This window comes from Yinghuangia aomiensis (genome assembly GCF_039542225.1).
Classification (GTDB): Bacteria; Actinomycetota; Actinomycetes; order Streptomycetales; family Streptomycetaceae; genus Yinghuangia; species Yinghuangia aomiensis.
Genome location: NZ_BAABHS010000006.1, coordinates 321627 through 348295, shown reverse-complemented (window position 1 = coordinate 348295; position 26669 = coordinate 321627). Strand labels below are relative to the sequence as shown.

The window sequence follows — 26669 nt, the reverse complement described above, 5'->3', positions numbered from 1 at the left end:
CCGCCGCGCCCCGCGCAAGATCACAAAACGGGTTGGGTGGTCACGGGGCGTAGTCGGGCGTCGAATCCCGGACACCGCGGGGGAACCCCGACCCGGCCCGCCCACCGGCGGACCGGCCCGGACCGCGCAGAGACCGCGCCGAGGTCGAGCCGAGGTCGAGCCAGGACTGCGCCGAACAGGCGACTCCGCCGCGTGGCACCCGCCCGCCGCGCGCCCTCCATGCACACGATCGCCGTGGATGCCCCGCACCCGGCGGGGCCGCACGAAGGTGGACCCGATGCCGCGCCTCGCCCGACGCACCGCCCCTGTGGTGGCCCTCTCGGCCGCCCTCGCGACGCTGCTCGCCGCCCCGGGCGCCGCGGGCGCCGACCCGGCCCCGCAACCGGGCTACCGCGCCGCCGTCGTCGGCGGCGGCAAACCCCACGACGCGGTCGAGGGCACCACGTGGGGCACCTACGCCCGCCTGATCGACACCGCCACCAACAGGCGCGTCGGCGAGGCGAGCATCGGCTGCACGGTCGAAAAGGCCCGCGCCGAGCGGCTGATCGCCCACTGCATCCACAGCCTCACGGTCGACGGCCGCGGAACGCTGCTGATCGAGGGCACCCACCACTACCGCGACGTCACGGTCATGCCGGGGACTGCGGACCCGATGCGGCTGATGGTGATCGGCGGGACCGGGGCGTACGCCCGGGCGTCGGGGACGGCGGACGCGACGGAGGCCCCGGGCGGGTATGTGTACAAGATCAACGCGGTCCTGTAGCGAACGAGTCGGCGTCGGGCAGCCCGGTGACGGGCTGCCTCGTCACCCGTCCAAGGCGGTTCTCAGTCCTCGCCTTCCGGAATCCCCGGCACCCCCAGCGCCGCGAGCACACTGAAGAACAGATCCTCGGCGAACGTCTCGTCCTCTTGCATGGCGGCCAGTACCGCGTCCGGGTCGGGCGTCAGTCCGGCTTCCTCGGCCCAGGCGGCGGCTTGCCGTGCCCGCTCGGGCAGTTCGGCGCGGATGCGGGCTTCGGCGGCGTCGAACGCGGCATCGTCGGCGCGCAAAGGTGGCACGTGCGTCCGACATCGGCCGAGGTCGGGTTCGCCGGTTATGTGCCGAAAGGTCAGTGCTGCCGGATCAAGGCTTCCTGTACCGCGCTTGCCACCAGGATTCCTTGGTGGTCGTAGAACTCGCCCATCGCCAGGCCGCGCGCGTCCTGGGCCGTCGGCGAGGCCTGTGCGAACAGGAGCCACTCGTCGGCGCGGAACGGGCGGTGGAACCACATGGCGTGGTCGAGGGAGGCCATCTGGAGGTTCTGCGGATCGGTGATGTGCGGGCCTGCCGCGGTGCCGGCCAGGGTCAGGTCGGACATGTAGGCCATCGCGCAGACGTGGAGCAGCGGGTCGTCCGGAAGCTTCTCCGCGGCCTTCATCCACACGCGCTGGTGCGGGATGCCGTCGGTCATGTGGGTGACCGCGGTGCTCTCCGGCGGGACGAAGCGCATGTCCATGACGAGGCGGGTCTGGGAGACCTCGTAGTGGTCGCGGGCTTCGCGCGGCAGGCCTTCGTACGGGTCCGGCAGGTCCTCCGGCCGCGGCACCTCCGGCATCGCGCGGCGGTGCTCGGGGGTCTCCTCGGGCACCTTGAAGGACGCGGACAGGGCGAAGATCGTCTCGCCGTTCTGCACCGCGGTGACCCGGCGGGTGGTGAACGACCGGCCGTCCCGCATGGTGTCGACGAGGTAGACGATCGGCGACGTGGTCCGACCCGGGCGCAGGAAGTAGCTGTGCAGCGAGTGGACGTGCCGGTCGGACATGACGGTGCGTCCGGCCGCGACCAGCGCCTGCGCGGCGACCTGCCCGCCGAACGCCCGCAGCGGGGCGCCCGCGTGGACGTGCCCGCGGAAGATGTTCTTCTCGATCTCCTCGAGAGCGAGCAGGTCCACGAACGTTTCGGCGCGGCCGCCGGCGAAGGCCACCGGGCGGCCGGACGCGGCCGGGGTGTCCGGACGGCCCGGCCGTCCCTCGGGAAGATCGCTCACGTCGTCATGGTGCCAGATACGGGGTCGCGGAGCGATGCACGCGCGCCTGCGGAATTCATGACGTTGCGCACGCCCGCGGCCCCGTTCGGTTGGCCGGGGCGGAGGTCAGTTGGCCGGGACGGCGCGCAGGAACTCGGCGACGGCCGGGCCCGCGGCCTTCGAACCGGACGCGCCGCCGGGGGCGTACGCCGCCACCGCGATCTTGCCGCGGTAGGCGACCATCCAGCCGTCGGTGGTGTCGCCGCCCTTCTCCGCGGTGCCGGTCTTCGCGCCGACGCCGGGGATGCCGCGGAACACGTCCTTCGCGGTGCCGCTCGTCGCGCAGTCGGCCATCATGCCGCGGATCGCGGTGGTCACCGAGCGCGGCAGCTTGGCCTTCGTCGAGTACACCGGGCCGCCGCGGACCAGGACCGGCTGGTGGAATTCGCCGGTGATGGCGGTGGCGACGACCGACGCCATCGTCATCGCGTTCATCTGGATCCTGCCCTGGCCGATCATCTGCGCGGCCTTCTCGTTCTCGCTGCCCGCCGCGGGGACCTTCCCGTCGACCGTCCCCAGGCCCGGTTTGACCTGCCAGGCGTTGCTGTTGAGGCCGAAGTACGTGCTGGAGAAGTCGGCGAGGTCGCCGGTGCCGATCTTGCCGCGCTGCTCGATGAACGCGGTGTTGCACGACCGGGCGAAGTCCTGCCGGAACGTCGCGCCGGGGATCGCCATGTTGTCGACGTTGTGGAACGGCTGCCCGTCGACGTTCGAGGTGGCCGGGCACGGCGCGGAACCGTTCGGGCTGACGATGCCCTTCGACAGCAGCAGTGCCGACGTGACGATCTTGAACGTGGAGCCGGGCGGGGTCGCGCCGGAGAGCGCGTCGTTCTGGCCGGTGATCGCGACGATCTCGCCGTTGTCGACGTTCAGCGCGACGAGCGCGATGTTGCGGTCGCCCACGGCGGCCTCCGCGACGGCCTGCAGTTCGGGGTCGATCGTGCGGGAGCCGGGGCCGGTGTCGGCCGGCTCGGGGGACGCGGACGCCGATTCCGTGGCGGACGGCTCCGGGCTCGGCAGCGTGAACGTCGGCGTCGGGGCCGGCGTCGGTGTAGGCGGCGGCGGTGTGCTGACCGGGATGGTCGCCGGGGCGGTCGCGGACGCGTTGCCGGTGTTGTCGCCGTCGGACAGTGCGCGGTAGCCGACGAGACCGCCGACGGCTATCGCGCCGATCAGAAGAAGACCGAGGACGGCGCCGAGCATGCCTTTGGCGCCGTCGAAACCTCTGCTGGACATGGGTGCCGAGATCCTGTTCCCCCGTGGTGCGCACACGAGTTGTGCGACCGGACAGTTGCCTTCGTGGCAGGCCGTGGAGCCTAGCCGCGACGGAACCGGATTTCGACCCCTTGCCGGGAAGGTGTTCGGCCGGCGTCAGCGCGTGAGCAACGCGACCAGCCGGCGGACCTGGCCCTCGGCCCGGTCGGCGAGCGTCCGGTAGGTCTCGATCGGCTCGCCCAGCGGATCCGCCAACTCGTCGTCGGCCCGCGCCATCCGCCGCGCGTCCCGCAACCCGTCGACCTGCGCCACCCACTCGCGCACCGTCAGCTCGCCCCGCGGCCCTGCCTTCTCCCCGAGCCGCGCCAACTCGCCCAGCACGAACGCCCGCGGCTCCACCGCCGCCGACCGTGCCGTCATGCCCCACACGTGCTCGCGGGTCATCCCCACGACGACGTCCGCCTCGTCGAGCATCTCGGCCGTCAGCTTCCGACTCGTATGCGCATGCGGCGCGATCCCGTGCTCGCGCAGCACCTCCGCGCTCTCCTCGGTCATCGCCGCCTCCCCCCACCCGAGAGTCCCGGCCGACGCCACCTGCCATGCCCCCGGCACCCCCGCCAGGTGATGCCGCAACATGGCCTCCACCATCGGCGAACGGCAGATATTGCCGGTACACACCACGAGGATCATGGGGGAACGGTACTGCGACCCACGGCGGCGGTGACACGGGCCGCCCCTCGGGATCGAAGCGGGCGGCCGACCCGGTCGCTACCCTGAGGCGCGTCGGACCGGCGGGTCGGTACGGGTGGGTGTCGTTGTGGCGCCCGGGGGCGTGCCGTCGCGGGTTCGAGGGAGGGGTCTGTCAGGGGGACCTGGGCCAGTACGACTTGCCGGGGACACCGCGTGCGGTGGACCGGCCTCGGGGAGGGATCGCGTTGTTCGGGATCATCAGGCCGTGCCGCCATTCGCTGGCGGAGGGGTTGCGGGACTCGTGGATGGCGCACTTGTGCGGGCTGTGCCTGGCGCTGCGCGACGACCACGGGCAGGCAGCGCGGGTGGCGACGAACTACGACGGGCTGATCATCTCGGTCCTCGTCGAGGCGCAGGCCGAGCCCGGGGACGGCTCCGGGCGGCGGAAGGCCGGGCCCTGTCCGCTGCGCGGGATGCGGACGGCGGAGGTCGCGCGCGGCGAAGGCGCCCGGCTGGCCGCGGCCGTGTCGCTGGTTCTCGCGTCCGCCAAGATGCAGGACCACGTCGACGACCGCGACGGTGTGTTCGCGCGCAAGACCGTGGCCGGCGGGGCCCGGAAGGTCGCCTCCCGGTGGGCGCGGCAGGGCGGCGACACCGGGCAGGAAGTCGGGTTCGACACGGCGCTGCTGACCGACGCGGTGCGGCGGCAGGGCGACGTCGAGGCGCTCGCCGGGCCCGGCACGCCGATCCTGGCGGTCACCGAGCCGACCGAGACCGCGACGGGTGCGGCGTTCGCGCACACCGCGGTGCTCGCCGGGCGGCCGGAGAACGTCGAGGCGCTCGCCGAGGCCGGCCGGCTCTTCGGCCGCCTCGCGCACCTGCTGGACGCCGTCGAGGACGTGTACGCGGACCGCGAGTCCGGGTCCTGGAACCCGCTGTTGGCGACCGGGACCGGACCCGACGAGGCCTACCGGCTCTGCCGCGACGCGGCGCACGGCATCAAGCTCGCGCTGCGCGATGCCGTGTTCACCGACCAGCGCTTGGTGCACACCCTGCTGGTGCACGAGGTCGACAACGCGGTCGACCGGACGTTCTCGCACGCCGGGTTCCCGCCGCCGAAGAAGAAGCAGCACGGGGCGTCGTGTTCGGGCAAGAACCACCGGCATGAAGGCGAACCGGCGGTCGGGCTCGGGCTGATCGCCGCGCCCGAGGTGCTCGGGATCGCCGCGGCGCCCGGGAACTCCGAGGCTCCGGCCGCCTCGTGGCCGCAGCAGAATCCGCAGGCTCCGCCGCAGCAGCCCGGCAACCCGTTCGGGCCGCAGCACGGCAACCCCAACTGGAACCCGCAGCAGCCCAACGGCCCGTGGAACCCGCCCCCGGGCGGCGGCGGCCGCGGGCCCGGCCGGCGGCACAACCCGCTGCTGGCGTGCCTGATCTGGACCGGCCTGTGCTGCACCTGCCAGGCGTGCTGCCGCGAGGAGTTCAACGACCCCTGCACCGGCCAACTGCGCAAGGGGCCCTGCCGGGACTGCGACTGCGATTGCGACTGCTGCTCCGGCTGCGGCGACTGCTGCAGCTGCTGCGACGGGTGCGACTGCTGCGACTGCGGCGGGTGCGACTGCAGCTGTTGACGCGGCCAAGTGCCGGGGGCGTCGACGCCCCCGGCACCACGGGACGTCAGGCCCGCTGCTCCAACCGCACCACCACCGACTTCGACGTCGGCGTGTTGCTCACCTCCGCCGTACTGTCCAGCGGCACCAGCACGTTCGTCTCCGGGAAGTACGCCGCGCAGCAGCCCTTCGCCGTCGGATACGCCACGACCCGGAACTCCGGTGCGCGCCGCTCGACCCCGTCCTTCCACTCGCTCACCAGGTCCACCACCTCGCCGTCCGCGACACCCAGCGCGGCCAGGTCGGCGGGGTGGACGAAGACCACCCGGCGGCCGGCCTTGATGCCCCGGTAGCGGTCGTCGAGCCCGTAGATCGTGGTGTTGTACTGGTCGTGCGACCGCACCGTCTGCAGGATCAGCCGCCCGTCCGGGACCCGCAGCACCTCCAGCGCGTTGACCGTGAAGTTCGCCTTGCCGGTCGCCGTCGGGAACCGGCGCTCGTCGCGCGGCCCGTGCGGCAGCACGAAACCGCCCGGCACCCGCACCCGCGCGTTGAAGTCCGCGAACCCCGGGATCACCCGCTCGATCCGGTCCCGGATCAGGTCGTAGTCGCCCGTGAAGTCCCGCCACGGCACCGCGACCCGGTCGCCCAGCACCCGCTCGGCGAGCCCGCACACGATCGCCACCTCGGACCGCAGCTCCGGCGACGCCGGGTGCAGCCGGCCCGTCGACGCGTGCACCGCGCTCATCGAGTCCTCGACCGTCACGAACTGCGGCCCGCTCGCCTGCACGTCCGCGTCCGTCCGGCCCAGCGTCGGCAGGATCAGCGCCCGCCGCCCGGTCACCGCGTGCGAGCGGTTGAGCTTCGTCGACACCTGCACCGTCAGCGCGGTATTCCGCAGCGCCGCCTCGGTGGCCGGCGTGTCCGGCGTCGCCGCCACGAAGTTGCCGCCCACCGCGAAGAACACCTTCACCCGGCCGTCGCGCATCGCCCGGATCGCGTCGACCACGTCGTGCCCGTGCTCGCGCGGCGGCGCGAACCCGAACTCGGCCTCCAGCGCGTCCAGGAATGTCGCCGACGGCTTCTCGTAGATGCCCATCGTGCGGTCGCCCTGCACGTTGCTGTGCCCGCGCACCGGGCACACACCCGCACCCGGTCGGCCGATGTTGCCGCGCAGCAGCAGGAAGTTGACGACCTCGCGGATCGTCGGCACCGAATTGCGGTGCTGCGTCAGGCCCATCGCCCAGCACACCACGACGCGGCGGGACTTCAGCACGCGCTCGTGGATCCGCTCGATCTGGATACGCGGCAGACCGGTCGCCTCCAGCACGTCCGCCCAGTCCGTCGCCCGCACATCGGCCGCGAACTCCTCGTAGCCGGACGTGTGTTCGTCGACGAACGCGCGGTCGACCACGGTGCCCGGCGCGGCGTCCTCCGCCTCCAGCAGCATCCGGTTGAGCGCCCGGAACAGCGCCAGGTCGCCGTTCACCCGGATCTGCGCGAACTCGTCGGCGAGCGGCGTACCGCTGCCCGCAATACCGTTCGGCCGCTGCGGGTTCTTGAACCGCATCAGGCCCGCCTCGGGCAGCGGGTTCACCGCGACGATGTGCGCGCCCGCCCGCTTGGCCTTCTCCAGCGCGCTCAGCATGCGCGGGTGGTTGGTGCCCGGGTTCTGGCCCACCACCATGATCAGGTCGGCCTCGTGCAGGTCCTGGAGCGACACCGAACCCTTGCCGATGCCGATCGTCTCGGACAGCGCGGAACCGCTCGACTCGTGGCACATGTTCGAGCAGTCCGGCAGGTTGTTCGTGCCGAACGCGCGCACGAACAGCTGGTACACGAAAGCGGCCTCGTTGCTCGTCCGGCCCGACGTGTAGAACGCCGCCTGGTCCGGCGAGTCCAACGCCGCGAGTTCCTCCGCGACCACGCCGAACGCGTCGTCCCACGAGATCGGCGTGTAATGCGTGGCCCCCTCCGCCAGGTACACCGGATGCGTCAGGCGCCCCTGCTGCCCCAGCCAGAAATCGGTGCGCTCCGCCAGGGACGCCGCCGAGTGCGCCGCGAAGAACTCCGGCGTCACCTGCCGCAGCGTCGCCTCCTCGGCGACCGCCTTCGCGCCGTTCTCGCAGTACTCGCCGATCGGACTCCGGTGGTCGCCCTCCGGCCACGCGCAGCCGGGGCAGTCGAATCCGTCCTTCTGGTTCACCTTGAGCAGCGTCTGCGCACTGCGCTTGACGCCCATCTCGCGCCCCGCGTGCTTGAGCGTCGACAGGATCGCCGGAACACCCGCGGCGAACCGCTTCGGCGCGCCCACGGTCATCCCGCTGTCGTCGACATCCGAGACGGGTGGTTTGGTGACCATGAGTGTGCGCCTGCCTTTCGAGCCCTGGGGGGTGCGGGTCACACGCTAGTCCCCGGGTCGACCGGCCCCCAAGAGCCGGTCTCCGTGCGCCACGGTGTCCAGGCTCTCGGTCAGCATCCGGGCGGGCGGCACCCCCAGGTCGGCGGTCAGCCGCCGTGTGGTCGCCTGCACCATCGCGGACGAGCCGCTGATGAAGATGTCGTGGTCCTGCCACGTGCCGTAGCGGGCGACGATGTCCGGGAGCGTGCCGCGGGCGCCGCCGAAGTCGCGGTCCTCGGAGACGGTGGGGACGACGTGCAGCCACGGGTACATGTCCGCCATCGCGCTGAGGGCGCGCAGGTCGTACAGCTCCGAACTGTGCCGGGCGCCGATGAACACGTGCGCCTGGTGTGCGAGCTGACGCTGGGCCATGTGCTCGACCAGGGCTTTGATCGGGGCGAGGCCGGTCCCGCCGGCGATGCACAGCGCACGGCGCAGGGATTCGCCCCGCATGACGAGGGCGCCGCGGGCGGGGCCGAGGCGTATGTGGTCGCCGACGGCGGCTTTGTGGACCAGCGCACGGCTCACCCAGCCGGCGGGGACAGCACGCACGTGCAGTTCGAGGAGGTTGTCGGGCCGGGGCGCGTTGGCGATCGAGTAGTGCCGCCACACGCGCGGCCACCAGGGCGTTTCGACGGTGACGTGCTGGCCGGGGCGGTACGGCAGCGGACGGTCGGGGGCGACGGTGAGAACGGCGATGTCGGAGCCGCGGCGCTCGTGGGCGATGATCGTGCCGTCCCACCAGGGCGGGGACTCGGCGGCGTCCTGCTCGGCGGCGTCGATCATGACGTCGGATGCCCAGGTGTAGAGCGCGAGCCAGGCGTCCTGGGTCGCCTGGTTCCAGCCGCTGCCGCTGTAGCGGGCGAGCGCGCCGATCAGGGCGTGGCCGACGGCGGTGTAGTGGGCGGGGAGGACACCGTATTTGCGGTGGTCGCGGCCCAGTTGGCGGAGGAAGCCGGTGTGGTCGTCGGGGTCTCCTGTGCTGAGCCTGAGCAAGGCGGCGAGGAGGCGGTCGCGTTGCGCGTTCATCATCGGCGGGAACATCGCGCGGAGGTCGGGGCGCTCGAGGAAGAGCAGGGCGTAGAAGTGCGCCACGAGGTCGTCGGCGCGGGGGGCCACCAGGGCGAGGTTCTTGTGGAGGAGGGCGGTGGCGGTGGGGTTGTGGGGCGGGGTGAGGTTCGGGGGGCGATGGGGATGGGGTCGGTCTGCGGGTGGCTCCGCGGGCTGGGGTGGCTCCGCGGGCTGTGATGGAGGCGGCGGGATCGTTGGGGGAATGGCCGCGGGCAGCGCGGGGAGCGGTACGCCGGTGGGTGGCGTATCGCGGGGCTTGCGGGGTTGTGCGGCTTTGCGAGGTCTCATTCGACGCACCCGGACGGCGTGGCTAGGCGGACCGCGCCCTCGTGGGCCGGGTACGGCCGCCGAAGAGGCGGACAGACCGGACACGACGCGCAGGCGGAGCGACAGCGACGCTAGGCCGGGGCAGGGGGCACGGAGTGCGGGTTCCGGCGAAGCGGGACGGTGCACGCGGGTGGGGCGTAACGTTGATCGGATGCCCGGAAAGGGACGGGTGGGGGTGGGCGGGGCAAGGGGGACAGTTGCCGAAATCCGACGGGCGGGTTGGGGCTGGTGTGTTCGCTCGGTCCTGGGAACGGAGCGCCGATGGCGGTCGAGATCGTGTACGAGACGCACGCCACCACTACCGACAACGAATCGGGCATCGCCACCGGTTGGCTCCCGGGCCGGCTCTCCGAACTCGGCCGCCGCCAGGCCGCGGAACTCGGCGAACGCCGCCGCGCCGGCGGCTTCGCGGCCGTGCTCACGTCCGACCTCCACCGAGCCGTCGAGACCGCGCGGATCGCGTTCCCCGACGGAACACCACCGCTGCACCTGGATACCCGGCTGCGCGAATGCAACTACGGCCACCTCAACGGCAGCCCGGTCTCCCGCATCGCCGCCCAGCGGCTCCACCGCATCGACGACCCTTTCCCCGGCGGCCAGAGCTACCGCCAGGTCCTCGCCGCCACGGACGCGTTCCTGCACGACCTGGCCGCCCGCCGGAACGGCACCCGGGTCCTGCTGATCGCCCACTCGGCCAACCGCTGGGCCCTGGACTGCCTGCTCACCGGAGCCTCACTCGAAGACCTCGTGACGGCCCCACCGGCCTGGCGCCCGGGCCGGCACTACACCCTGCCCGCCGACTGGACTGCCACGACCCGCTGAGATGCCCGGAGACCGCACTACGCCCGGCGTTTGCGCTTGAGCAGCCCGCAGCCCGCAGCCCGCAGCCCGCAGCCCGGCGTTGGCGTCCGTCCCGGCACAGCGACCTGCCGCGGTGTCCGGGCGGTAGGGCAGGACCCGCGGAACCAGCCGAGAAGTCCCCGTGAGGACACCAGGGCGGGAACGGCTTGTCGGGTTCACCCAGTTCCGCGACGGCCATGTTCCCGGCCCGCGGCCCGAAGTCGGTGTGCTGTCTTCGTGCTCTGGCCGTGGTCGACGTCGCCGCAACCGCCGGCGCTCCGGCGGAATCGCTATCCGCAAAGTAGCTTTGCGGATAGCGATTCTCGGCACAGGCCTCAGCCTTGGCCCGCTTGAGAGTGCCCCGTCCCCACACGACCCGGCTGGTGCGCCGTCCGACGGTCACAAAGGCGTCAGGAGGCCGCCTAGGCGCGGCGTTTGCGGCCGAACAGGCCTCGGCGTTGCCCGCCTTCGTCCGCGCCGTTCCGGGTGCGGGAGGCGGCGGTCGGTTCCGGGCGTTGCGGGCGGTCCGGAAGGGCCTCGGTGAACCAGCCGAGGAGTTCCTGCGACGACACCAGGGGCGGCAACGGCTCGTCGGGGTCGACCAGTTCCGCGTCGATCACTTCGATGTCCCCGGCGCGTGCGTCGAAGCCCGGACCGGACTCGCCGCCGTTCTCCTGTTCCGGTCGCGGCCGACGGCGCGCACCGGTCGCCGCGGCACGCCGCTCCTCGGCCCGGCGCTCTTGCGCGCGACGGGCTTCCTCGCGGCGTTCCTCCGCGCGGCGCTCCGCGGCGAGACGCTGGGCAGCCCGCCGTTCCTCCGCCCGCTGCGTCGCGGCGCGCCGGGCTTCGGCATGCTCCGCGGCCCGCTCGGCAGCGCGTTCGGCGGCCGTGGGGGTATGCGGGCGCCGCGGGCGAGTGGCGCGGGACGAGTCGGCGGTGGACGTGCCGGGACGCCGGGGGCGTCCGCGCGGCGGGGCAGTTGCGTCCGCGGCTGGGTCCTGGTCCGCCGTCCGGCCTGTGGCGGGTCCGGCAGTGGCGGTCTCCGAGGGCGCGTCGGAGTCGTCCGGGTCCGAGGCGGCTTCGTCGGGGGTTGCGGCGGCGGCCCCGGTGGCACGATCCGCGCTGTCCGCCGCAGGAGCGGACGTCGCACCAGGCGCCGTTTCGTCGGCCTTCGGCCCATCCGAAGCCTGCTCGGCGGCCGGGCCTGGAGCCTGCCCGGGGGCCGAGCTTGGAGCCTGCTCGGCGGCCGGGCCTGGAGCCTGCCCGGGGGCCGAGCTTGGAGCCTGCTCAGCGGTCGGGCCTGGAGCCTGCCCGGGGGCCGAGCCTGATGCCTGCCCGGGGGCCGAGCTTGGAGCCTGCTCGGCGACCGAGGGAGTCTCCGACGCGTCCGCCGAGGCAGGACAGTCCGCGGGTGCGTCGGAGTCCTGCGCTTCAGTCGACCCCCGGGCGGAACCGGCCGAGGGCGCGGGCGTCTCCGAGGCCTCGGAGGTGCGGTTCCCCGCAGAGTTTTGGGGATTGCCCGGTTGCGGTGAGCCGACTGCTTCGGTCTGCACCGTCCTCGACTTCGATGCGGACGGGGCCGTCGGTACCGACGTCTCCGTGGTGCCGGCCGTCCCCACGCCCGGGCTCTCGGCACGGTCGCGGCGCCCGCTCGGTCGGGCGGCTGCGCGTTCGTTGCTCTGTCCGGTCGTCGACTCCGAGGCGGAAGCGGCGGAAGGCGCGGGTGCGTCGGCAGCGGTTGCCGCAGGGGTGGTCATGGCGGCCACGGCGTTCGGGGTATCCGCACGGTCGCGCGACTTGCCCACTTGCGCTGCGCCGACTGCCTCGCCACGCGTCGGCGCGTCCGATTCGGCCGACGAAGGCGCCGACCCGTCGGCGGCCTCGGCCGGGGGAGACGCGGATGAGTGCTCCACCGACGTCGGGTCCGCGGTGTCGGTGCCGGAAGCAGGCTTCCGAGCGCCTTCGGACGTCGTCGAATCCACCGGCACCTGAAGCGAGTCCGCCGTATCCGCGGTTGCGGAACCCGCATCCGCCGTATCCGCGGTTGCGGAACCCGCGTCGTCCGCTACGCCGTCGGTACCGCGCTCGGCGTCGCTTCCCGGTTCATCGGAGTCCTCCGCACCGCTGCGCCGGTCACCGGAATTCGGCTGCGTGACAGGGGCGGCGGTCCGATCGGTGGCTCGTCCCGCGCTGTCGGGAACGGGTCCGGCCGAGCCGTTCACCGCGGCGGAGCCGGGGACCGTATCGCCTGCCGCTCGGTCCGCCGCGGACCGCCCCGGTTCGGAGGCTTCGGGCGTTGCGGCGTCGTCCGCCGACGACCGTGGACCCGGCACCGCGACGTCGTCGCTCGCGGTCGCCATGGCAGGCGGTGTCGCGGCATCGGTCGAACGGGCTTCGTCGCCCTCCGAATCGGCTGTGTTGTCGGGCACCGCATCCACGACGTCGCCGTCTGCCGCCACGCAGCCGTCGTCGGGTCCGTCGTTCCGGCCTTCGGCCGAGGGTTCCGCGGCTTCTCGCGCCGCCGAAGAAGTCGCCACGGAGGCCTCTGCGGCCTCGCCCGTCGCCTGGCTCGTGGTTCCGTCCGGCAGGCTGCCGGACGGGCCGTCCGCCTGTCCTACGACGTTTGCGGGATCCGCCGTACTGCCGGAGTCCGACGGGCCGTCGGGAGACCGCTCGTCGGACACCGTCGGCGCCTCGGCGGGCTTCGCCACCGCGCCATGCCGCCGCTGCCGCATCGGCCGCCGTCGGCTGACCACGCGCAGCTGTGCCGTCATCTCCGCGTCGGACTCCGCGGGCACGGCATGCAGCCCATGCCACGCAAAGCCGTCGGCCGTCGCCGCAGCGCCGTCCGCCGTCGAAGCCGCGGTACCGTCCGACGCCCCGACGGCCGAACCGCTCTCGTCCCCGGCCCCTGCCTGTGCCGGCACCGTCGGTCGGCCAAGCGGCCGCGGCGGCACGCCGACCGGCGCTGCGGCAGCCGCCACACCGTCAGCCGACGCCGACGCCGACGCCGACGTCCCGCTCCCGCCAACCCCAGACCGCCCCGCCTTCGGCGGCGTCTCCGGCCGCGGCGGTATCACCGTCGCCGAAGGACCCGAAGGACCCGATGCAGCGGAGTCCCCCGACCGAGCCCCGGGAACCATCCCCACGGCCTCGACCACGTCGGCCACAGACTCCTGCGCGGCCTCCTCGCCCCCGCCGGAACCCCCACCTCCACTCGGCGGATCCACCACCGGCCGAGGCGGCACCTGCCCGGGTACCTTCGCCGGCGGAGCCGCCGTAGGCCGCGGCGGAACCGCCCCCGCGGACACCCCGCCACCTGTCGCAGCCCCCGCAGCCCCCGCGTCCGGCGGCGTCGAAGGCCGCGGCGGCGCCCACCCCTTCGGCGCGTTCGTCGGACGCGGCGGGGTGTTCGGACGCGGCGGAACGGATCGTTCCTCCGCTGCGGCCTTGCTCACCACCAAGTCCTCTGCGGCCACCACGACGTCCTCGCGCGCCGCCGACGCCGACGTCGTCTCACGCAGCCGGTCCCGCTGGAACGTCCCGCCCCCGGGCCGGGAAGCCTCGTCCGGCCACGGCCGCCCCGCCGCCCCGGACCCCCCGGAACCGGAACCCGCCGCAGTGCCCGCCCCGCTCGGCGCGCCCGCACCAGCCGACTCGTGCTGCGTCGCCATGTCCCGCAGCCCGTCCTCGGACGCCTTGCGCCGCGGAGCGAACGCGTCCCACGTGCTCGCCGTGCCGCTCATCCGCAGCGCCGCGCCCGCCAAGCCGGTCATCAGGTCGTCGACGAGCCGGTTCCCCGACGGCCGTCCCGCCACGATCGGCTGCGCGGCGGCCCCGTCCACCTCCGCGCCCACCTCCGTGGGCAAGTCGTCGGCCGGGAGAGCGTCCGTCCCCAACCGCGGCGTCCCGTCCGCCGTGAGCCCCCACACCGCCGCCGCGCGCTGCGCGACCTCCGCGGCCAGGGTGCTCGGCAGCCAGCCGAGGCCGTCTTCCTCGGTGGCGGTCGCGGTACGGATCTGTGCCGCCGTCGGCCGGTCGGCGGGGTCCTTGGCGACGCATGCGGCAACCAACTCGCTCAGCCAGTCGGGGAGTTCGGTTAGGTTGGGGTCGCCCCGCAGGACGCGTTCACCGGTGCCGGCTTCGTCGTCGGCGCCGAACGGCGGGATTCCGGTGGCCGCGAACGCCAGCAGGGAGCCGAGCGAGAAGACGTCGGACGCGGCCTCCGCGGTTCGCCCGTCGAACTGTTCGGGGGAGCGGAAGCCGGGCGACGGCAGGACCGTCCCCACCACGACACCCCGGTCGGTGACCGTCGGCCCGTCGGGGCTGCGCGCCACGCCGAGGTCGACGATGCGCGGGCCGTCGGGTGCGAACGCGACGTGGTGTGGGGCGAGCCGGCCGTGGGTGAGGCCGACTTCGTGCAGGGCGGCGAGGGCGTCGGCGATGCCCGCGGCGAGCGCGCGCACGGTACGGCCGGGCAACCGGCCGTGGGTTTCCACCGCTTCGGCGAGCGACGGGCCGGGCAGGTAGGCAGTTGCCAACCACGGTGTGGGTCCGGCGGTGTCGGCGTCGACGACCGGGACGGCGTAGCGGCTCTCCATGCGGGACGCGGCGGACACTTCGCGGGCGAAGCGGGCGCGGAAGCCGGGTTCGCGTGCGGCGGCGGCGCGGACGGTTTTGACCGCGACGGGTTTGCCCTCGGCGGTGGCGCCGACGAACACCTGGGCGATCGCGCCCTCGCCGAGCACGCCGACGAGCCGAATGCCGCCAATCCGCAGCGGTTCGTCTTGGTGCAGGGCCCGCATCGCACTCCCTCGTCGGGCCCGATCCCGGCGCACGGACGCCGTTCCCGCGGTCGGGCCGATTCCTGGGCTGCGGACGCGCGCCACCCACGGATCCGGCCCACCGTACGGGGACGCAGTCTGCCAGAAGTGAAGGGGCCGGACGGGTGATCACGGACGCTCGGCGCGTCGAAGTGCAGTAAAAATCCCGCAGACGCGAGCCGGGGCGCACACCGCCCGCACGCCCGCGCGCACGAGCGGGCCCGCGCGCGGCCCCGCGCCCACGCCCGCCAAAGGGCCCGCGACCACCGGGAACTCCCCAGCAGTCCGGGCCCCCTGGCACACCGTCAGCTCGACGACAGCGACGTCGGCAGCGACGACAGCAGCATCGGTGGCGACACAGCCGGCAGCATTACCCAGCCCCATCGCCACCGCCACCGCAGCGCACCGGGCCCGCGCCGGTGGGTCCGTGCCCACGCCCACCGGGCCCGAACCGTCACAACAGCCTGTGCCCGAGCCCACCTCACCGAGCCCGCGCCGCCGCCCCAAAACGCCGGACCCGCGTCCAAGCACTCAACGCCGAGCCCCCGTCCGAGCCGATCTCACCGAGCCCGCGGCAACCCCAACCGATGCTCGGCGATGTTGTTCCGCTGAATCTCGCTGGTCCCCCCGTAGATCGTCGTCACCGGCGCATCGCGCGCCGCGAGGTCGACGAATCCCCACTCCTCGCCCGCCGCGTGCGTCGGCGACAGCAGGCCCGCGACGCCCGCCATCTCCTGGCAGGCTTCCGCCGCGCGGTTGTACGCCTCGCTCGCGTACAGCTTCGCCACCGACCCTTCCGTGGTCGGCAGCTTCCCCTGGCTGGCGATCAGCGCGGGCCGGATCGCGAGCAGCGCCGTCACCTCGTTGTCGACGGCGATCTTCGCCAAGCGGCGGCGCACCGCGGGGTCGTCGATCAGCCGCGTGCCGTCGGAGCGTTCCGCGGTGCGGGCCCAGTCGACGAAGCGGCGCAGCAGGGTGACGCCCTGGTTCATGTTGCCGAAGACGCCGCGTTCGTAGGCGAGCGCGACCTTCATGACGTCCCAGCCGCCGTTGACTTCGCCGAGCCGCCACCGGTCGGGGACGTGCACGTCGGTGAAGTAGGTGATGTTCGTGCGGTCGCCGCCCATGGTTTCGACGGCCTGGAACTCGATGCCCGGCAGGTCCATCGGCAGCAGGAACATCGTGAGGCCGCGGTGCTTGGCCAGATCGGGGTCGGTGCGGGTCAGCAGGATGATGTAGCCGGCCTCGTGGACGAGGGTGGTGAACATCTTCGACCCGTTGACCAGCCACACCGGTTCGTCGCCCGGGTGGCCGGGGATCCGTTCGGCGCGGGTGGCCGCGGCGGCGACGTCGGAGCCGGAGCCGGGTTCGGTGTAGCCGAGTGCGGCGATGGCTTCGCCGCTGTGGAACTTCGGCAGCACCTCGGCGACGTGGAACTCGCTGCCGATCTGCTCGATGACGCCCGCCACGAGCATGGCGTTGGCGAGCCCGTAGAAGGGCGCGCCGGCCAGGCCCATTTCGTCGAACAGCACGTACAGTTCCAGCGGGTCGCGGCCGCTCTCCCGGCCGGCGCCCGCCATGCCTTCGGCGATGATGCCGGTGGCGGCGAGCGCGCGGTGGAACTCCCAGTCGTGGAAGGTGCCCGTGCGGTGGGCGCGTTCGACCATCTCGGGGGTCAGATGGTCGGCGATGAACCGTTGGATCGAGGCGCGGAACTCCTCGACGGAAGGCTTCGGGGCGAAGTCCATCAGCGGGTCACCTCCGGCGCGGCCGGGCCGAACAGGCGGTCGGCGAGGCGCAGGTATTCGTCGTCCGGGTCGCCGAGCACGAGCGGCCAGCCGCGGGCCCGGCGGAAGTAGAGCTGGATGTCGTATTCGAGGGTCACGCCGTAGCCGCCGTGGTAGTGCAGGGAGCGGTAGGTCGTGTTGCGGGCGACGTCGGCGCACGCGAGGAACGCCATCGACGCGAGGCGGGCGGCTTCCGCCGTGTCGCCGGAGTCGTCCGCCCACGCGGCGCGCGCGGCGAGCAGCGTGGTGCCGTCGATCGGGCCGACCAGGTCGGCGAGGCCCTGCTGCACGGCCTGAAAGGCGGCGATCGGGCGGTCGAACTGGCGGCGTTCCTGGGTGTAGGCGATGCCGATCTCGAGGGCCCGGGCGGAGAGACCGGCGAGGGCGCCCGCGGTGGCGAGCTGCCAGTCGGCCCGCATCCGGGCGGACAGTGCCTCCGCGTCGGGACCGTCCGCGAGGACGATCCGGTCGCCGTTCCGCACGCCCCGGTCGGCCAGCGGCGCGCACGCGTGGTTCGGAGGTGCGGTCATCGGGGCGTCGGAACGCACCGCGACCAGCTCGTCACCGTCCAGTGCCACCACGACGTCGGCGACCGCGCCGCCGGGCACCAGCCGGGCGGTTCCGTCCACGGCCGGGTGCAGTGCGGGCACCGCGATGATGTCGCCTTCGACGGCGTCGCCGAACCAGGCCGCGTCGCGGCCGGCCGCGGTGCGCGCCAGCGTCCTGGTGGCGGCGAGGTGCTCGGCCAGCGGGACCGGGGCGAGCACCTTGCCGGCTTCCTGCATGAGGAGGAGCAGGTCGATCGCGGTCGCCCCGCCCCCGCCGAGCTTCTCGTCCACGCCCATGCCGGGCGCGCCTGTCTCGCGCAGCCGGGCCCACAGGGCAGGGGAGTGCCCGAGGGGTTCGGCGTCACGCACCACGTTGATCGGACAGCGGTCCGCGAAGAACCTCGCGAACGCGTCCCGGACCGTCTTCTGGTCCTCTGTCGGTTCCAAGTTCACTCGCGCACCGTAGCGGGGGTCATTCGACGTTGACAGGGTCAAAAGCTCGCGAAGATCTCGATCGCGTGACATTCCCCACCAGTTACTGGCGAGTAGGTGACCGCAGGCTCCGCGGCTGCAAAGATCTCACCCGCGAGTGACCCATCCGATTGAAGTAACGCTCCTGCGGGCCGGTGCCCGAGCGGACCCGAACGGTCCCTGGCCCCCGCGGCGCGCGAAGGGAGAACCGGGCTAGTGCGTACGATCCGCCAGGTGGCGTTGGCACTGGTGTTCCTGCTGGGTGTGGGATTGATCATCTTCCCCCTGGCAGACGGCATGCCGAAGAAGACCCAGGGCGTGGACAACGTCCAGAACACGTTCCGCGACGGCATGTCCGTCGAGGGGCTCAAGACCAGCCATGACGACCTCGTCACGATGCAGGCGATGCTCAAGCAGCTCAAGACCGAGACGATCCCGCAGCTGGCCGCGCGCAACAACCAGACGCCCGAACAGTTCATGGTGCTGCTCGGGGCGTTCCCCGCGGTGAAGAAGGGCCTCACCGAGGTCGACACGATCATGCCGCGCTTCGAGGCGGTCGTCGGCACGATGGAGGCGCAGGGCGAGAACTTCCGCAAGGCGGACGAGATCCCCACGGCGGACGTCCCGAACACCGCGGTCACCTACACCTTCCTGATCCCCGGGATCATCCTGGCTGTGGTCGGCGGCGCGGGCCTCTTCTTCTCGATCCGCGGCCGGCGCTCGGTGATACCGACGGTCGCGCTCGGCGTCTCGGTGGCGATGGGCGCGCTGCTGGTGGCCGGCACGCTGGCCACCGACCAGATCGACAAGACGAAGTCGGCCGAGAAGATGTTCAACGCCTTCCGGCCGGTCTTCTCCGAGCCGAAGTACCAGCAGATGCACGAGGACATGCAGACGCTGACCGCCTTCGCGAACGAGATGCAGACCAAGGCGATCCCGACGCTGGCCGCGATGAGCGGGCAGTCGGCCGACCAGTACACCGCGGGTATGGCGTCGCAGTACCAGGCGCTCGGCAAGGGCCTGCAGGAAACCCCGCGCATCCTCGCCCGCTTCAACGGCATGGTCGAGGACATCGGCCGCAACATCGACAGCTTCAAGGACGCGGACAGCATCCCGTCCGCGGACACTCCGGTTTCCCAGGTCCCGTGGTACCTGCTGATCGCCGGTATCGGGCTCATCGTCATCCCGGGTGCCGCCTTGCTGCCGCTGGGGCGCAAGGAGGAGCAGGCGGACTAGCCGCCACTCCTTCCCGCTCGACGGGCGGTTCCGCTGCGGCGGGGCCGCCCGTCGGCGTTTCTCGGCCCGATCGGCTCGACCGACGCGATCGGCCCGACCGGCGCCCCTGTCTAGCCGCCGCGCGAACGCCGCCTGGCGTGGAACGGCTGGAGCCGGGCACCGAGTGTGACGGCCGCCACGTGGCGCCAAATCGGAAATCTTGCCGGAAACACGGCTGATTTGCCGCGTGCACCCTGACGATGCACGTGCATCCGAGGCTTGCACTTGCATAAATCGAGACTGCACGTGCATCTGGTCTTGCACCCGCCGTGAGCATCGACATAATGAACAGAGTGCACGCGCGACGTAAGCGCGTGGATACGCATCGACGGGCCGGTTCGATTCGCGGGAGGCAAGACGGTGGTTTGCACAGTCCACCGCTGCACCGGAGCGGGCCCGGTGCGCTTAGGAAGGGCGCGGTTGGCGCGCTCACGTCGGGTGCCCGCCCGGAGGTGCGCATGACCGCCGTCAGTGCCGCGGGATTCTCTGTGGCCACGCTGTTCCGTATGGACCCGCTCGGGGAGACCGACGTGCCGTCGGCCGAGACCGGCGCCGCCACCGACATCGCGGTGTGTGCGCTCGGCCCGCGCCGCGAATCCGTCAAATCCGCACGGGACTTCGCCCGCGAGACGCTTGTCCGCTGGGGAGCCGCCAAGCTCACGGGCGATCTCACTCTCGTGGTGTCCGAGCTGGTCACGAACGCGCTGTGCCACGGGATGGCGGATGCGCCCGCCGCCCCCGACGGGGACGCGGACGACGACCGCGGCCCGTCGGGGCATCCCGTCCAACTCGCGATGCTCCGCAAGGGCACCCGGGTGATGTGCGCGGTGCAGGATCCCGGATGCGGTCTGCCGACCCCGCAGGAACTCGGCGACGGTGCCGAGACCGGTCGCGGTCTGCATATCGTGGAATGCTTCAGCACCGCCTGGGGCTGGTTTCCGCTGAACGGTGCGGCGACCCGGTCCGGGAAAGTGGTGTGGGCGATGTTCCAGATACCCGGGCAATAGCTTCCGGTATTCCGGGATTCCGGTACGCGACGCGTGCGCGAACCTCTTCCGATACGTATTGAGCCGAACGGCACGGTGCCCGCACCGCGCCTTTCGGCTTTTTGCGCAGCCGCGCCGCGGGGTTTTCCGGGCAACCCCGTACGACAATGTCCCGATTTCCGCCGCCCGGCATGGGCGATTTGCCGTGCCAGGCTGGTTGTGGCCCCTTTCGAGTGCCTCGCGCGGCGATTCTTTAAGCCTTTCTTAGGCTCCCGGTGTAATGCTCGCTATATCGCGCGCGGAGCTTGCGTGGCGCCCCGGGGGCGTGCGCTATCATCAGCTCGTACGCTGCATTTGCATGGTCAGATGCACGTGCAGATACAAACGGCAGGGACACGGCGAACGGTGCCGAGCCGTGCGGGACCCCCCGCGGCGCAGCTCCGGACGCGACGAACGGCACAGGTCGTACCACCGGGGGTGGGCAATCGTCGCCGGTTCGCCCGGCAAGAGGTCCAGGAGACATGTCATGCACGGAACGCACAACGGGATGCCGGCCGGGTCTTTGCACGGAGTGACGTGGCAGAAGAGCCGACGGAGCAACTCGCAGGGCAACTGCGTCGAGATGGCCAAGCTGCCCGGCGGCGACATAGCCGTGCGCAATTCGCGCTATCCCGAAGGCCCCGCGCTCATCTACACGCACGCCGAGATCGTCGCGCTCATCCTGGGCGCGAAGGACGGCGACTTCGACAACCTGATCGCCTGACTCGCCTGACCCGCGCCGCGGCACACCGGGCCGTTCCGGAACCGCCCAGGACCGCATGAAAACGCCGACGGGCCGCCACCGAGATCACCTCGGGGCGGTCCGTTTCCGCGTCTCAGGACACCGTGTTCGGGGCCGCCTTGCGCACCGGCGGCCTTGTCTCGGACGGCCTTGTCTCAGGTCTCCTTGAGGATGCGCGCGAGGAGATCCACACTCCGGTCCGGCGGAAGGCCGTCGACACTCAGCCGCTCCATGACCTCGGTGTACTGGTCGACGTCGTCGCGCTTGTCGAGATACAGCGCACTGGTCAACTGCTCGAGATAGACGACGTCCGGAAGATCCGGTTCCGGAAAACGCAGCAGGGTGAATGGCCCGCCTTCGGCGGCGTGCGCGCCGAAACGGAACGGCATCACCTGGATCGTCACGTGTGGCAGTGCCGCGGAATCGATCAGGTGCTGGATCTGGCCGCGCATCACTTCGCGACCGCCTATCGGCCGCCGCAGGGCGGCCTCGTCCAGCACCGCCCATACCCGCGGCGGCTTCTGGCGCTCCAGGATGAGCTGACGCTGCGTCCGCAGGCCCACGCGGCGTTCCACCTCGGCCGGTGACGCGGTGGGCTGGCCCGCCACGATCACCGCGCGGGCGTAGTCCGGCGTCTGCAACAGACCGGGAACGAATTGGACTTCGTACGTACGGATGACCGACGCCGCTTCTTCCAGGCCGACGTACACCTGGAACCAGCTCGGCAGGATGTCACCGTAACTGTGCCACCAGCCCGTGGCGTTCGCCTCCCGGGTCAGGTTGAGGAGAGCTTCCCGCTCCGTCTCGTCGTCCACGCCGTACATCGTCAGCAGGTCCGCGACGTCGCGGTCTTTGAAGCTGACACGGCCCAGCTCCATTCGACTGATCTTCGATTCGGAGGCGCGGATCTCATACCCCGCGTCCTCCCGCGAAATGCCTTTGGCTTCGCGCAGTCGGCGGAGCTGGGAACCGAGGAGAATACGGCGAACCGTCGAGCCGCTCCCCGGCTGCGCTGTGGGCATACGTCCTACCTCCGGCAGAATGGACCAGCGCATAGTATGACAGCGCCATCTCGCGTGTCCCCCAAACGCGGGATCAACGGTTGCTTCACGCCATCTTCCTACGGTCCGCGATCACTCGTGCGGACCATCACCCCGACGGTGTGTCGAACCGATCGCGTGCGCCCGCCTCACGACGGGTGCTTGATCTCTGTCCGACCCGTGAAGCTGCCGAAAGGTTGCGCGCCGAAGGCAAGGGTTCTCCCAACAACCCGAGTCCGCAAGGGCCGTGGCCGTATCGGAACCCCCGGGGGGTGGTGTCGGAGCCCCGCCGTACGTTGCGGACATGGCTTCCCTCGTCCAGTCCTATTCCTATCTGCGTGCCTCCGCGCTGCTTACCGAACCCGGCGGAACTCCGTCGCTCGGCCTGGAGACATGCGGCGGACTCACCTCGCACGGACTCGCGCCGTATCCGCGGTTCTTCACCGGGTTCCTCACCGCCCCCGCGGCCGCCGCGGGCAGCCTCCTCGCCGTCGCCGACGTCGCCGCGACCCGCTACTTCCAACCGCAGAACCGCGCTTCGCTCGACCCGGTGGTCACCGGCAACGGCGACCGGCTGCGCTTCGAGTCGTTCTCCGGCTGCGGCGGCGTCTACGCCCGCCTCGACGTCCTCCCGGGCGGCATCGACGGCGAGATCCTCGGCAACGGCACGACCAACGTCGACGTCAACGCCCCGCTCCGCGAAGCCCTCGCGATGATCGGCGGCGGCGAACCCTTGCACGTCGCCGTCGGACCGGACGACGTGACCGTGACCACCTTCGACGGCCCGGTCGTGGAGAAGAAGGTCCCGCTGCCCGACCGCTGGCTGCGCGGCTTCGCCGAAGTGCAGGTCATCGCGGCCCGGTTCGACCTGCGCGCGGAGATGACCGGCGTCGAAGCCACCCGCTTCCTGCGGACGCTCCCGAAGAACTCCCGCCAGGTGCTGTGGTTCAAGCCCGTCGGCCGCGCCCTGCGTGCCGCCTCCGGCCCGGCCCGCGGCGCGGTCTGCCTGGCCGGCCCGGACCGGCTGCGCACCTTCGCCCGGGTCCTGCGGCACGCGACCGCGCTGCGCGTGTACGGCCCGCCCGCGCCCACCGGGCCGGTCGCGTCCGCGTGGGAGATCGAACTGCCCGGCATGCGGCTGACGCTGACGCTGTCCCCGGACGCCGCGCGCGGCTTCTCCGGTGAGGGCGCGGTGCTCGGCGACCTGGCGTCCGCCTCCGGCGCCGCGGACGCGGACCTGGTGTCCGCACTGCTGGCCTGGGAGCCGCGGATCGAACTCGGCGAACTGGCGACCGAGTCCGGTCTGGGTATCGACCGCGTGCGCGCCGCGCTGGTGCGGCTCGGCACTGCGGGCCGGGTCGGCTACGACGTCGCGGAAGCGGCCTATTTCCACCGCGAACTGCCGTACGACACCGGCCGCGCCGAGGCGATGAACCCGCGTCTGCGGGACGCCCGCAGGCTCGTCGCCGAACAGCGCGTCGAACTGCGCGACGGCACGGCGGTGGTGGCGAGCCCGTCCGGGGCGACCTATCAGGTGCGACTGGCGGGAGACGGAGCGTGCACGTGCGAATGGTGGGCCAAGTATCGCGGTGGACGCGGGCCCTGCAAGCACTTGCTCGGCGCGCAGATGGCGGTGCGGGAGCGGGAGAACGCGGGAGTGTCGGCGTGAGCGGGGATGAGGTGGCGGCCGGGGAGCGGACGCCGGTCACGTGGGAGGACATCGAGGCGGCCTGGCGTCGCGGCGCCATCGGCGCCCTGCCCGTCCTCTTCCGCGGCATGCCAGAGAAGGAACGCAAGATGCTTGTCGCGGGCCTCAAGGAGCGCCAGGCGGCGCTGCGCACCGGCGAACTCGGCTGGGACGCCCACAGGCGGCATGTGCGCATGCTCAAGCTCGTGGGCCCGGCGGTGCTCGGCGGCCCGGCGGGCATCGCACAGTGGCTCGCCAAGCGCGACTTCGTGTTCGGGGCGGAAGGGCGGGATCCGCTGCACAAGGCGGTCGCCGAGATCATCCGCGACCGGAACCCGGAATGGCTCGGCAACGTCGCGGAGCGGCTGGCGCAGCGGATGACCGTGCGGACGTCGGTGCAGAACTGGTTCCTGGTGGACCGCCTGGCCCGGGCCGCGGGCGGGCCGCCACCGGGTGCCGACTCCTACGTGGCGGGCTGGCTGCCCTTCCACGGTCGCAACACCAAAGTGCCGTCGCTTGCCGACTCGCTTCGCGCCGACAGCTACACCCCGGTGATGGTCCCCCGTATCTTCGCGACCGACGGGGTCGGCGAAGAGCTGGAGATGTGGGCCAACACGGACGTCCCCGAACGAACGTGGGCAGTCGCCTTGCGGACGCTTTGCGACGAGGGCCTCGTCGACCGCGCTCAAATCGTCGACCGTTGCCTGGGGCGCATGCTGCGCGGCGCGGAGCCACGCCACCTGCGCGGCTTCCTGGCGCTGTACGAAGGTCTGGACGTCACCGACGACGAAGCCGCATCGCATGCCGTGGCCTACCTCCGTCTGTTGGCCGACGCCCCGGCGACCGTCGCGGTTGTCGCGCAGGTGACGCTGCGCCGCCTCGACGAGGCGGGCCGCCTCACCGCCGTGCAGGTCGAGGAAGCCACCAGGGCGGTGCTGTTCCGCTCGGAGAAGAAGCTGCTACGGCCGCAGTTCACGTGGCTGGGGAAGGCGGTCAAGGGGCATGCCGACCATGCCGGGGTGCTGATCGCCGCAGCTGCCACCGCCTTCGCCCACCCGGACACCGGGATCCAGGATCGGGCGCTGGCGTTCATCGCCAAGCATCTGCCGAAGTTGGCGGACGGGCAGGCGGAGCCGGTGCGCGAGGAGTTGCGGGCGGCGGTGGACATGCTGACGGGGACGGCCCGGGCGGGAGTGCTGGAGCTGCTGGGGGAGTCGGTCGAGGACGCCGCTCCGGAAGGCGACGCCGCGCCGGTCCACGTTCCGGCCGAGATGCCGCCGGACATCGAGTCCCTCGACGAATTGGTGTCGGAGGTTGCCGCGTTCATCGCCGCACGGCGGCGCTCGTCGTGGACCGGCGCGCGCAACACGCCGAGCGAGGACCCGTGGACGATCGAGCGCATCATCGCGGCGATGCTGCGCGAGCACGCCCGCGACCGCCGCGGGCTGGCCGCGACGATGGGGCCGATGGTGGACCGCGTGGAGGAGGCCGGGATCCTCGGCCGGCGGGACGACCACGTCGACGTGGCGGCGGGCCTCGGCAGCGCCGTCGTCGCCTCGGCGGGCGGCCGGCGGGTGGGCCGGCGGTGGTTCGAGGAACTCTTCGCTTCCCCGGAGGGCAAGAACGGCCGCGGGAGTGTGTCGGGGCATCTCGCCGCTCCGCACCGGGTCCTGGCCGGAAGGCTGTTCGAGACGGCGGAGCGGCTGCGGACGCCCTTCCCGGTGCCTTACCTGTCGCGTCCGGCGGACATCCGCGGATACGTCGACCCGGCAGAGTTCGTGCGCGGGCTGGAGAAGTGCGCGGCGGCCGGACGCGACCCGTGGCCGCTCGACTTGGAGCAGGCGTTGCTGCGCATGCCGTCGACGATCGACCCCGAGGTGGTGGCCCGTGCCGAGCGGCTGGGCACTCCGGCCGGGAAGTGGGCGGCCGATGTGATGGCCGCGGGCGGGATGACGGCCCCCGATGTGGCCGTGCTGGAGTCCGTGAACAGGAATCGTTGGCAGACGCAGCGCATCGGATACCACCTGCTGCCGACGGTGGGTGAAGTCCCGGAGCAGTTCGCCGACGGGGTCCTCGCGCGGGCGCTTTGCGGAATGGACCAGCCGGTCAAGCAGTTCCAGGCCTTGGCGTGGCAGGGGTTCCCGGAGGCGTCGAGCTGGCCGCTGGTTGCCCCGGGGCACCGCGACGTGATCGCCGCACACGCGGCGTTGAACATCGCCCACGCCGTCGACAACCCGCGTGCGGGCCTTGACGTCCTGCCGGTGCTCGCGGCGGCGGACGGCCAGGCCGGCGACGGCATCGCGGTGGCGTTCGCCTACGGCCTGGCGGCCCGCGAAGCCGTCGACCGCGCCCACGCGGTGGACGGGCTGATCGTTCTCGCCGGCCGCGGCACGGACGCCTGGAACGGGGCCGATCTCGGCCGAACCCTGTCGGAATTGATCCGCATGGACATCATCAGGACGACGCGCCTGGCCGAGTCGCTGCGCCAGGCGGTCGCCGGCGGCGCGAGCGCTGCCGTCTGGGCCGTAATGGCCGGCATGATCCCGGGCCTGCGCGGCGAACGCCCTGCCGGACTCGGTGATCTGCTCGCGGTCGCGGCGGAATGCGCGGCGCGGTCGGGAGCGCGGCAGTTCCTGTCCGGGCTGGAGCCGTACGTGAAGAAGGGCACGTCCCGTATCGCCGTCGAAGCTCGGCGTCTGGAGACGGTCCTCGCGGGTTAGTCGAGGCGGTCGACCGGACACCGCGGGCAACGGCATGGCGGATACCCGGACATCGGAGGAGGGGGAAGCGCGAGCGCCCACCCGGAGAGAGTCTCGGTGGTGGGGCGCAGGGGCGTGGTGGCGCCGGTGGCGGGGTCGATCGAGTAGACCCGGATGGTCATGCGCGCGGTGCGAGGCAAACGTTGGGCGGCGGTCATGGCAGGCTCCCCGACTGGTTGGAAGGCTGCCTGTGACGCTAGAAGCCGACCGCGCACGGCCCCAGGCCGCCCGCGTGGCAGTTCGGGAGCGCGCCCGACCGAACTGCCACGCCGCGTGGTAGTTCGGGAAGGCG

General features: G+C 72.3%; 18 protein-coding genes. 8 read left to right on the top strand and 10 right to left on the bottom strand.

All coding sequences use genetic code 11. From position 1 onward, the window contains the following. The first annotated feature begins 277 nt into the window (after window positions 1-277). Window positions 278-763, top strand: a complete 486-nt coding sequence (locus ABEA93_RS10955; protein ID WP_345675204.1) for a hypothetical protein — start codon at window positions 278-280, stop codon at window positions 761-763. Window positions 764-825: 62 nt separating this feature from the next. Here ABEA93_RS10955 and ABEA93_RS10950 read toward each other — a convergent pair whose 3' ends face one another. The 4 genes from ABEA93_RS10950 to ABEA93_RS10935 form a co-directional block, all read right to left on the bottom strand. Further along, the gene (locus ABEA93_RS10950; protein ID WP_345675203.1) at window positions 826-1059 is read right to left on the bottom strand and encodes a hypothetical protein; all 234 of its coding nucleotides are present in this window, start codon (window positions 1057-1059) and stop codon (window positions 826-828) included. A gap of 50 nt (window positions 1060-1109) precedes the next feature. Beyond that, window positions 1110-1964 carry an acyl-CoA thioesterase gene (locus ABEA93_RS10945; RefSeq protein WP_345675240.1) on the bottom strand — a complete coding sequence of 285 codons (855 nt, stop codon included), beginning with the start codon at window positions 1962-1964 and terminating at the stop codon, window positions 1110-1112. Between the two features lie 168 nt (window positions 1965-2132). Next, window positions 2133-3302, bottom strand: coding sequence for a penicillin-binding transpeptidase domain-containing protein (locus tag ABEA93_RS10940; RefSeq protein WP_345675202.1), 1170 nt, complete (start codon window positions 3300-3302; stop codon window positions 2133-2135). 135 nt (window positions 3303-3437) lie between these two features. Then, on the bottom strand, window positions 3438-3971 hold the full coding sequence (locus ABEA93_RS10935) for an arsenate reductase/protein-tyrosine-phosphatase family protein (protein WP_345675201.1): 534 nt from the start codon (window positions 3969-3971) through the stop codon (window positions 3438-3440). 245 nt (window positions 3972-4216) lie between these two features. On the opposite strand from ABEA93_RS10935, the gene ABEA93_RS10930 reads away from it, so the two are divergent. After that, the gene (locus ABEA93_RS10930; RefSeq protein ID WP_345675200.1) at window positions 4217-5602 is read left to right on the top strand and encodes a DUF5685 family protein; all 1386 of its coding nucleotides are present in this window, start codon (window positions 4217-4219) and stop codon (window positions 5600-5602) included. 46 nt (window positions 5603-5648) lie between these two features. Here the strand turns inward: ABEA93_RS10930 and ABEA93_RS10925 are convergent, their stop codons facing one another. Then, window positions 5649-7943: an FdhF/YdeP family oxidoreductase gene (locus tag ABEA93_RS10925; RefSeq protein ID WP_345675199.1), complete on the bottom strand. Its 2295-nt coding sequence runs from the start codon at window positions 7941-7943 to the stop codon at window positions 5649-5651. Between the two features lie 45 nt (window positions 7944-7988). Continuing rightward, window positions 7989-9101, bottom strand: a complete 1113-nt coding sequence (locus ABEA93_RS10920) for a globin domain-containing protein (RefSeq protein ID WP_345675198.1) — start codon at window positions 9099-9101, stop codon at window positions 7989-7991. A gap of 540 nt (window positions 9102-9641) precedes the next feature. On the opposite strand from ABEA93_RS10920, the gene ABEA93_RS10915 reads away from it, so the two are divergent. Next, window positions 9642-10202 (top strand): histidine phosphatase family protein, encoded by a 561-nt coding sequence (locus ABEA93_RS10915; RefSeq protein ID WP_345675197.1) that lies wholly within the window; start codon window positions 9642-9644, stop codon window positions 10200-10202. Window positions 10203-10642: 440 nt separating this feature from the next. Here ABEA93_RS10915 and ABEA93_RS10910 read toward each other — a convergent pair whose 3' ends face one another. The 3 genes from ABEA93_RS10910 to ABEA93_RS10900 form a co-directional block, all read right to left on the bottom strand. Next, window positions 10643-15025 carry a protein kinase domain-containing protein gene (locus ABEA93_RS10910; RefSeq protein WP_345675196.1) on the bottom strand — a complete coding sequence of 1461 codons (4383 nt, stop codon included), beginning with the start codon at window positions 15023-15025 and terminating at the stop codon, window positions 10643-10645. Window positions 15026-15603: 578 nt separating this feature from the next. Beyond that, entirely contained in the window at window positions 15604-16791 is a 1188-nt protein-coding gene (locus tag ABEA93_RS10905; RefSeq protein WP_345675195.1) for an acyl-CoA dehydrogenase family protein, read from the bottom strand. Beyond that, window positions 16791-17831 carry an acyl-CoA dehydrogenase family protein gene (locus ABEA93_RS10900; RefSeq protein WP_345675194.1) on the bottom strand — a complete coding sequence of 347 codons (1041 nt, stop codon included), beginning with the start codon at window positions 17829-17831 and terminating at the stop codon, window positions 16791-16793. Before ABEA93_RS10900 ends, ABEA93_RS10905 begins: the two co-directional genes overlap by 1 nt. A 252-nt stretch (window positions 17832-18083) precedes the next feature. Between ABEA93_RS10900 and ABEA93_RS10895 the strand changes: the two genes are divergently transcribed. The 3 genes from ABEA93_RS10895 (at window position 18084) to ABEA93_RS10885 (ending at window position 20873) form a co-directional block, all read left to right on the top strand. Further along, the gene (locus ABEA93_RS10895; RefSeq protein ID WP_345675193.1) at window positions 18084-19085 is read left to right on the top strand and encodes a hypothetical protein; all 1002 of its coding nucleotides are present in this window, start codon (window positions 18084-18086) and stop codon (window positions 19083-19085) included. A gap of 497 nt (window positions 19086-19582) precedes the next feature. Next, window positions 19583-20131, top strand: coding sequence for an ATP-binding protein (locus tag ABEA93_RS10890; RefSeq protein ID WP_345675192.1), 549 nt, complete (start codon window positions 19583-19585; stop codon window positions 20129-20131). A 505-nt stretch (window positions 20132-20636) separates the two neighbouring features. Further along, window positions 20637-20873 (top strand): DUF397 domain-containing protein, encoded by a 237-nt coding sequence (locus ABEA93_RS10885; protein WP_345675191.1) that lies wholly within the window; start codon window positions 20637-20639, stop codon window positions 20871-20873. Between the two features lie 173 nt (window positions 20874-21046). Here the strand turns inward: ABEA93_RS10885 and ABEA93_RS10880 are convergent, their stop codons facing one another. After that, window positions 21047-21913, bottom strand: a complete 867-nt coding sequence (locus tag ABEA93_RS10880; RefSeq protein ID WP_345675190.1) for a helix-turn-helix domain-containing protein — start codon at window positions 21911-21913, stop codon at window positions 21047-21049. A 322-nt stretch (window positions 21914-22235) separates the two neighbouring features. On the opposite strand from ABEA93_RS10880, the gene ABEA93_RS10875 reads away from it, so the two are divergent. Next, window positions 22236-23600, top strand: a complete 1365-nt coding sequence (locus tag ABEA93_RS10875) for an SWIM zinc finger family protein (RefSeq protein WP_345675189.1) — start codon at window positions 22236-22238, stop codon at window positions 23598-23600. Next, window positions 23597-26338, top strand: a complete 2742-nt coding sequence (locus ABEA93_RS10870) for a DUF6493 family protein (protein WP_345675188.1) — start codon at window positions 23597-23599, stop codon at window positions 26336-26338. Before ABEA93_RS10875 ends, ABEA93_RS10870 begins: the two co-directional genes overlap by 4 nt. Window positions 26339-26669 lie beyond the last annotated feature (331 nt).

What these genes read in the sequence shown, in the direction of transcription:
- ABEA93_RS10955 (WP_345675204.1), top strand. Translation starts at nt 278, where the DNA reads ATGCCGCGCCTCGCCCGACGCACCGCCCCTGTGGTGGCCCTCTCGGCC.
- ABEA93_RS10940 (WP_345675202.1), bottom strand. Translation starts at nt 3,302, where the DNA reads ATGTCCAGCAGAGGTTTCGACGGCGCCAAAGGCATGCTCGGCGCCGTC.
- ABEA93_RS10935 (WP_345675201.1), bottom strand. Translation starts at nt 3,971, where the DNA reads ATGATCCTCGTGGTGTGTACCGGCAATATCTGCCGTTCGCCGATGGTG.
- ABEA93_RS10925 (WP_345675199.1), bottom strand. Translation starts at nt 7,943, where the DNA reads ATGGTCACCAAACCACCCGTCTCGGATGTCGACGACAGCGGGATGACC.
- ABEA93_RS10915 (WP_345675197.1), top strand. Translation starts at nt 9,642, where the DNA reads ATGGCGGTCGAGATCGTGTACGAGACGCACGCCACCACTACCGACAAC.
- ABEA93_RS10910 (WP_345675196.1), bottom strand. Translation starts at nt 15,025, where the DNA reads ATGCGGGCCCTGCACCAAGACGAACCGCTGCGGATTGGCGGCATTCGG.
- ABEA93_RS10905 (WP_345675195.1), bottom strand. Translation starts at nt 16,791, where the DNA reads ATGGACTTCGCCCCGAAGCCTTCCGTCGAGGAGTTCCGCGCCTCGATC.
- ABEA93_RS10890 (WP_345675192.1), top strand. Translation starts at nt 19,583, where the DNA reads ATGACCGCCGTCAGTGCCGCGGGATTCTCTGTGGCCACGCTGTTCCGT.
- ABEA93_RS10885 (WP_345675191.1), top strand. Translation starts at nt 20,637, where the DNA reads ATGCACGGAACGCACAACGGGATGCCGGCCGGGTCTTTGCACGGAGTG.
- ABEA93_RS10880 (WP_345675190.1), bottom strand. Translation starts at nt 21,913, where the DNA reads ATGCCCACAGCGCAGCCGGGGAGCGGCTCGACGGTTCGCCGTATTCTC.
- ABEA93_RS10875 (WP_345675189.1), top strand. Translation starts at nt 22,236, where the DNA reads ATGGCTTCCCTCGTCCAGTCCTATTCCTATCTGCGTGCCTCCGCGCTG.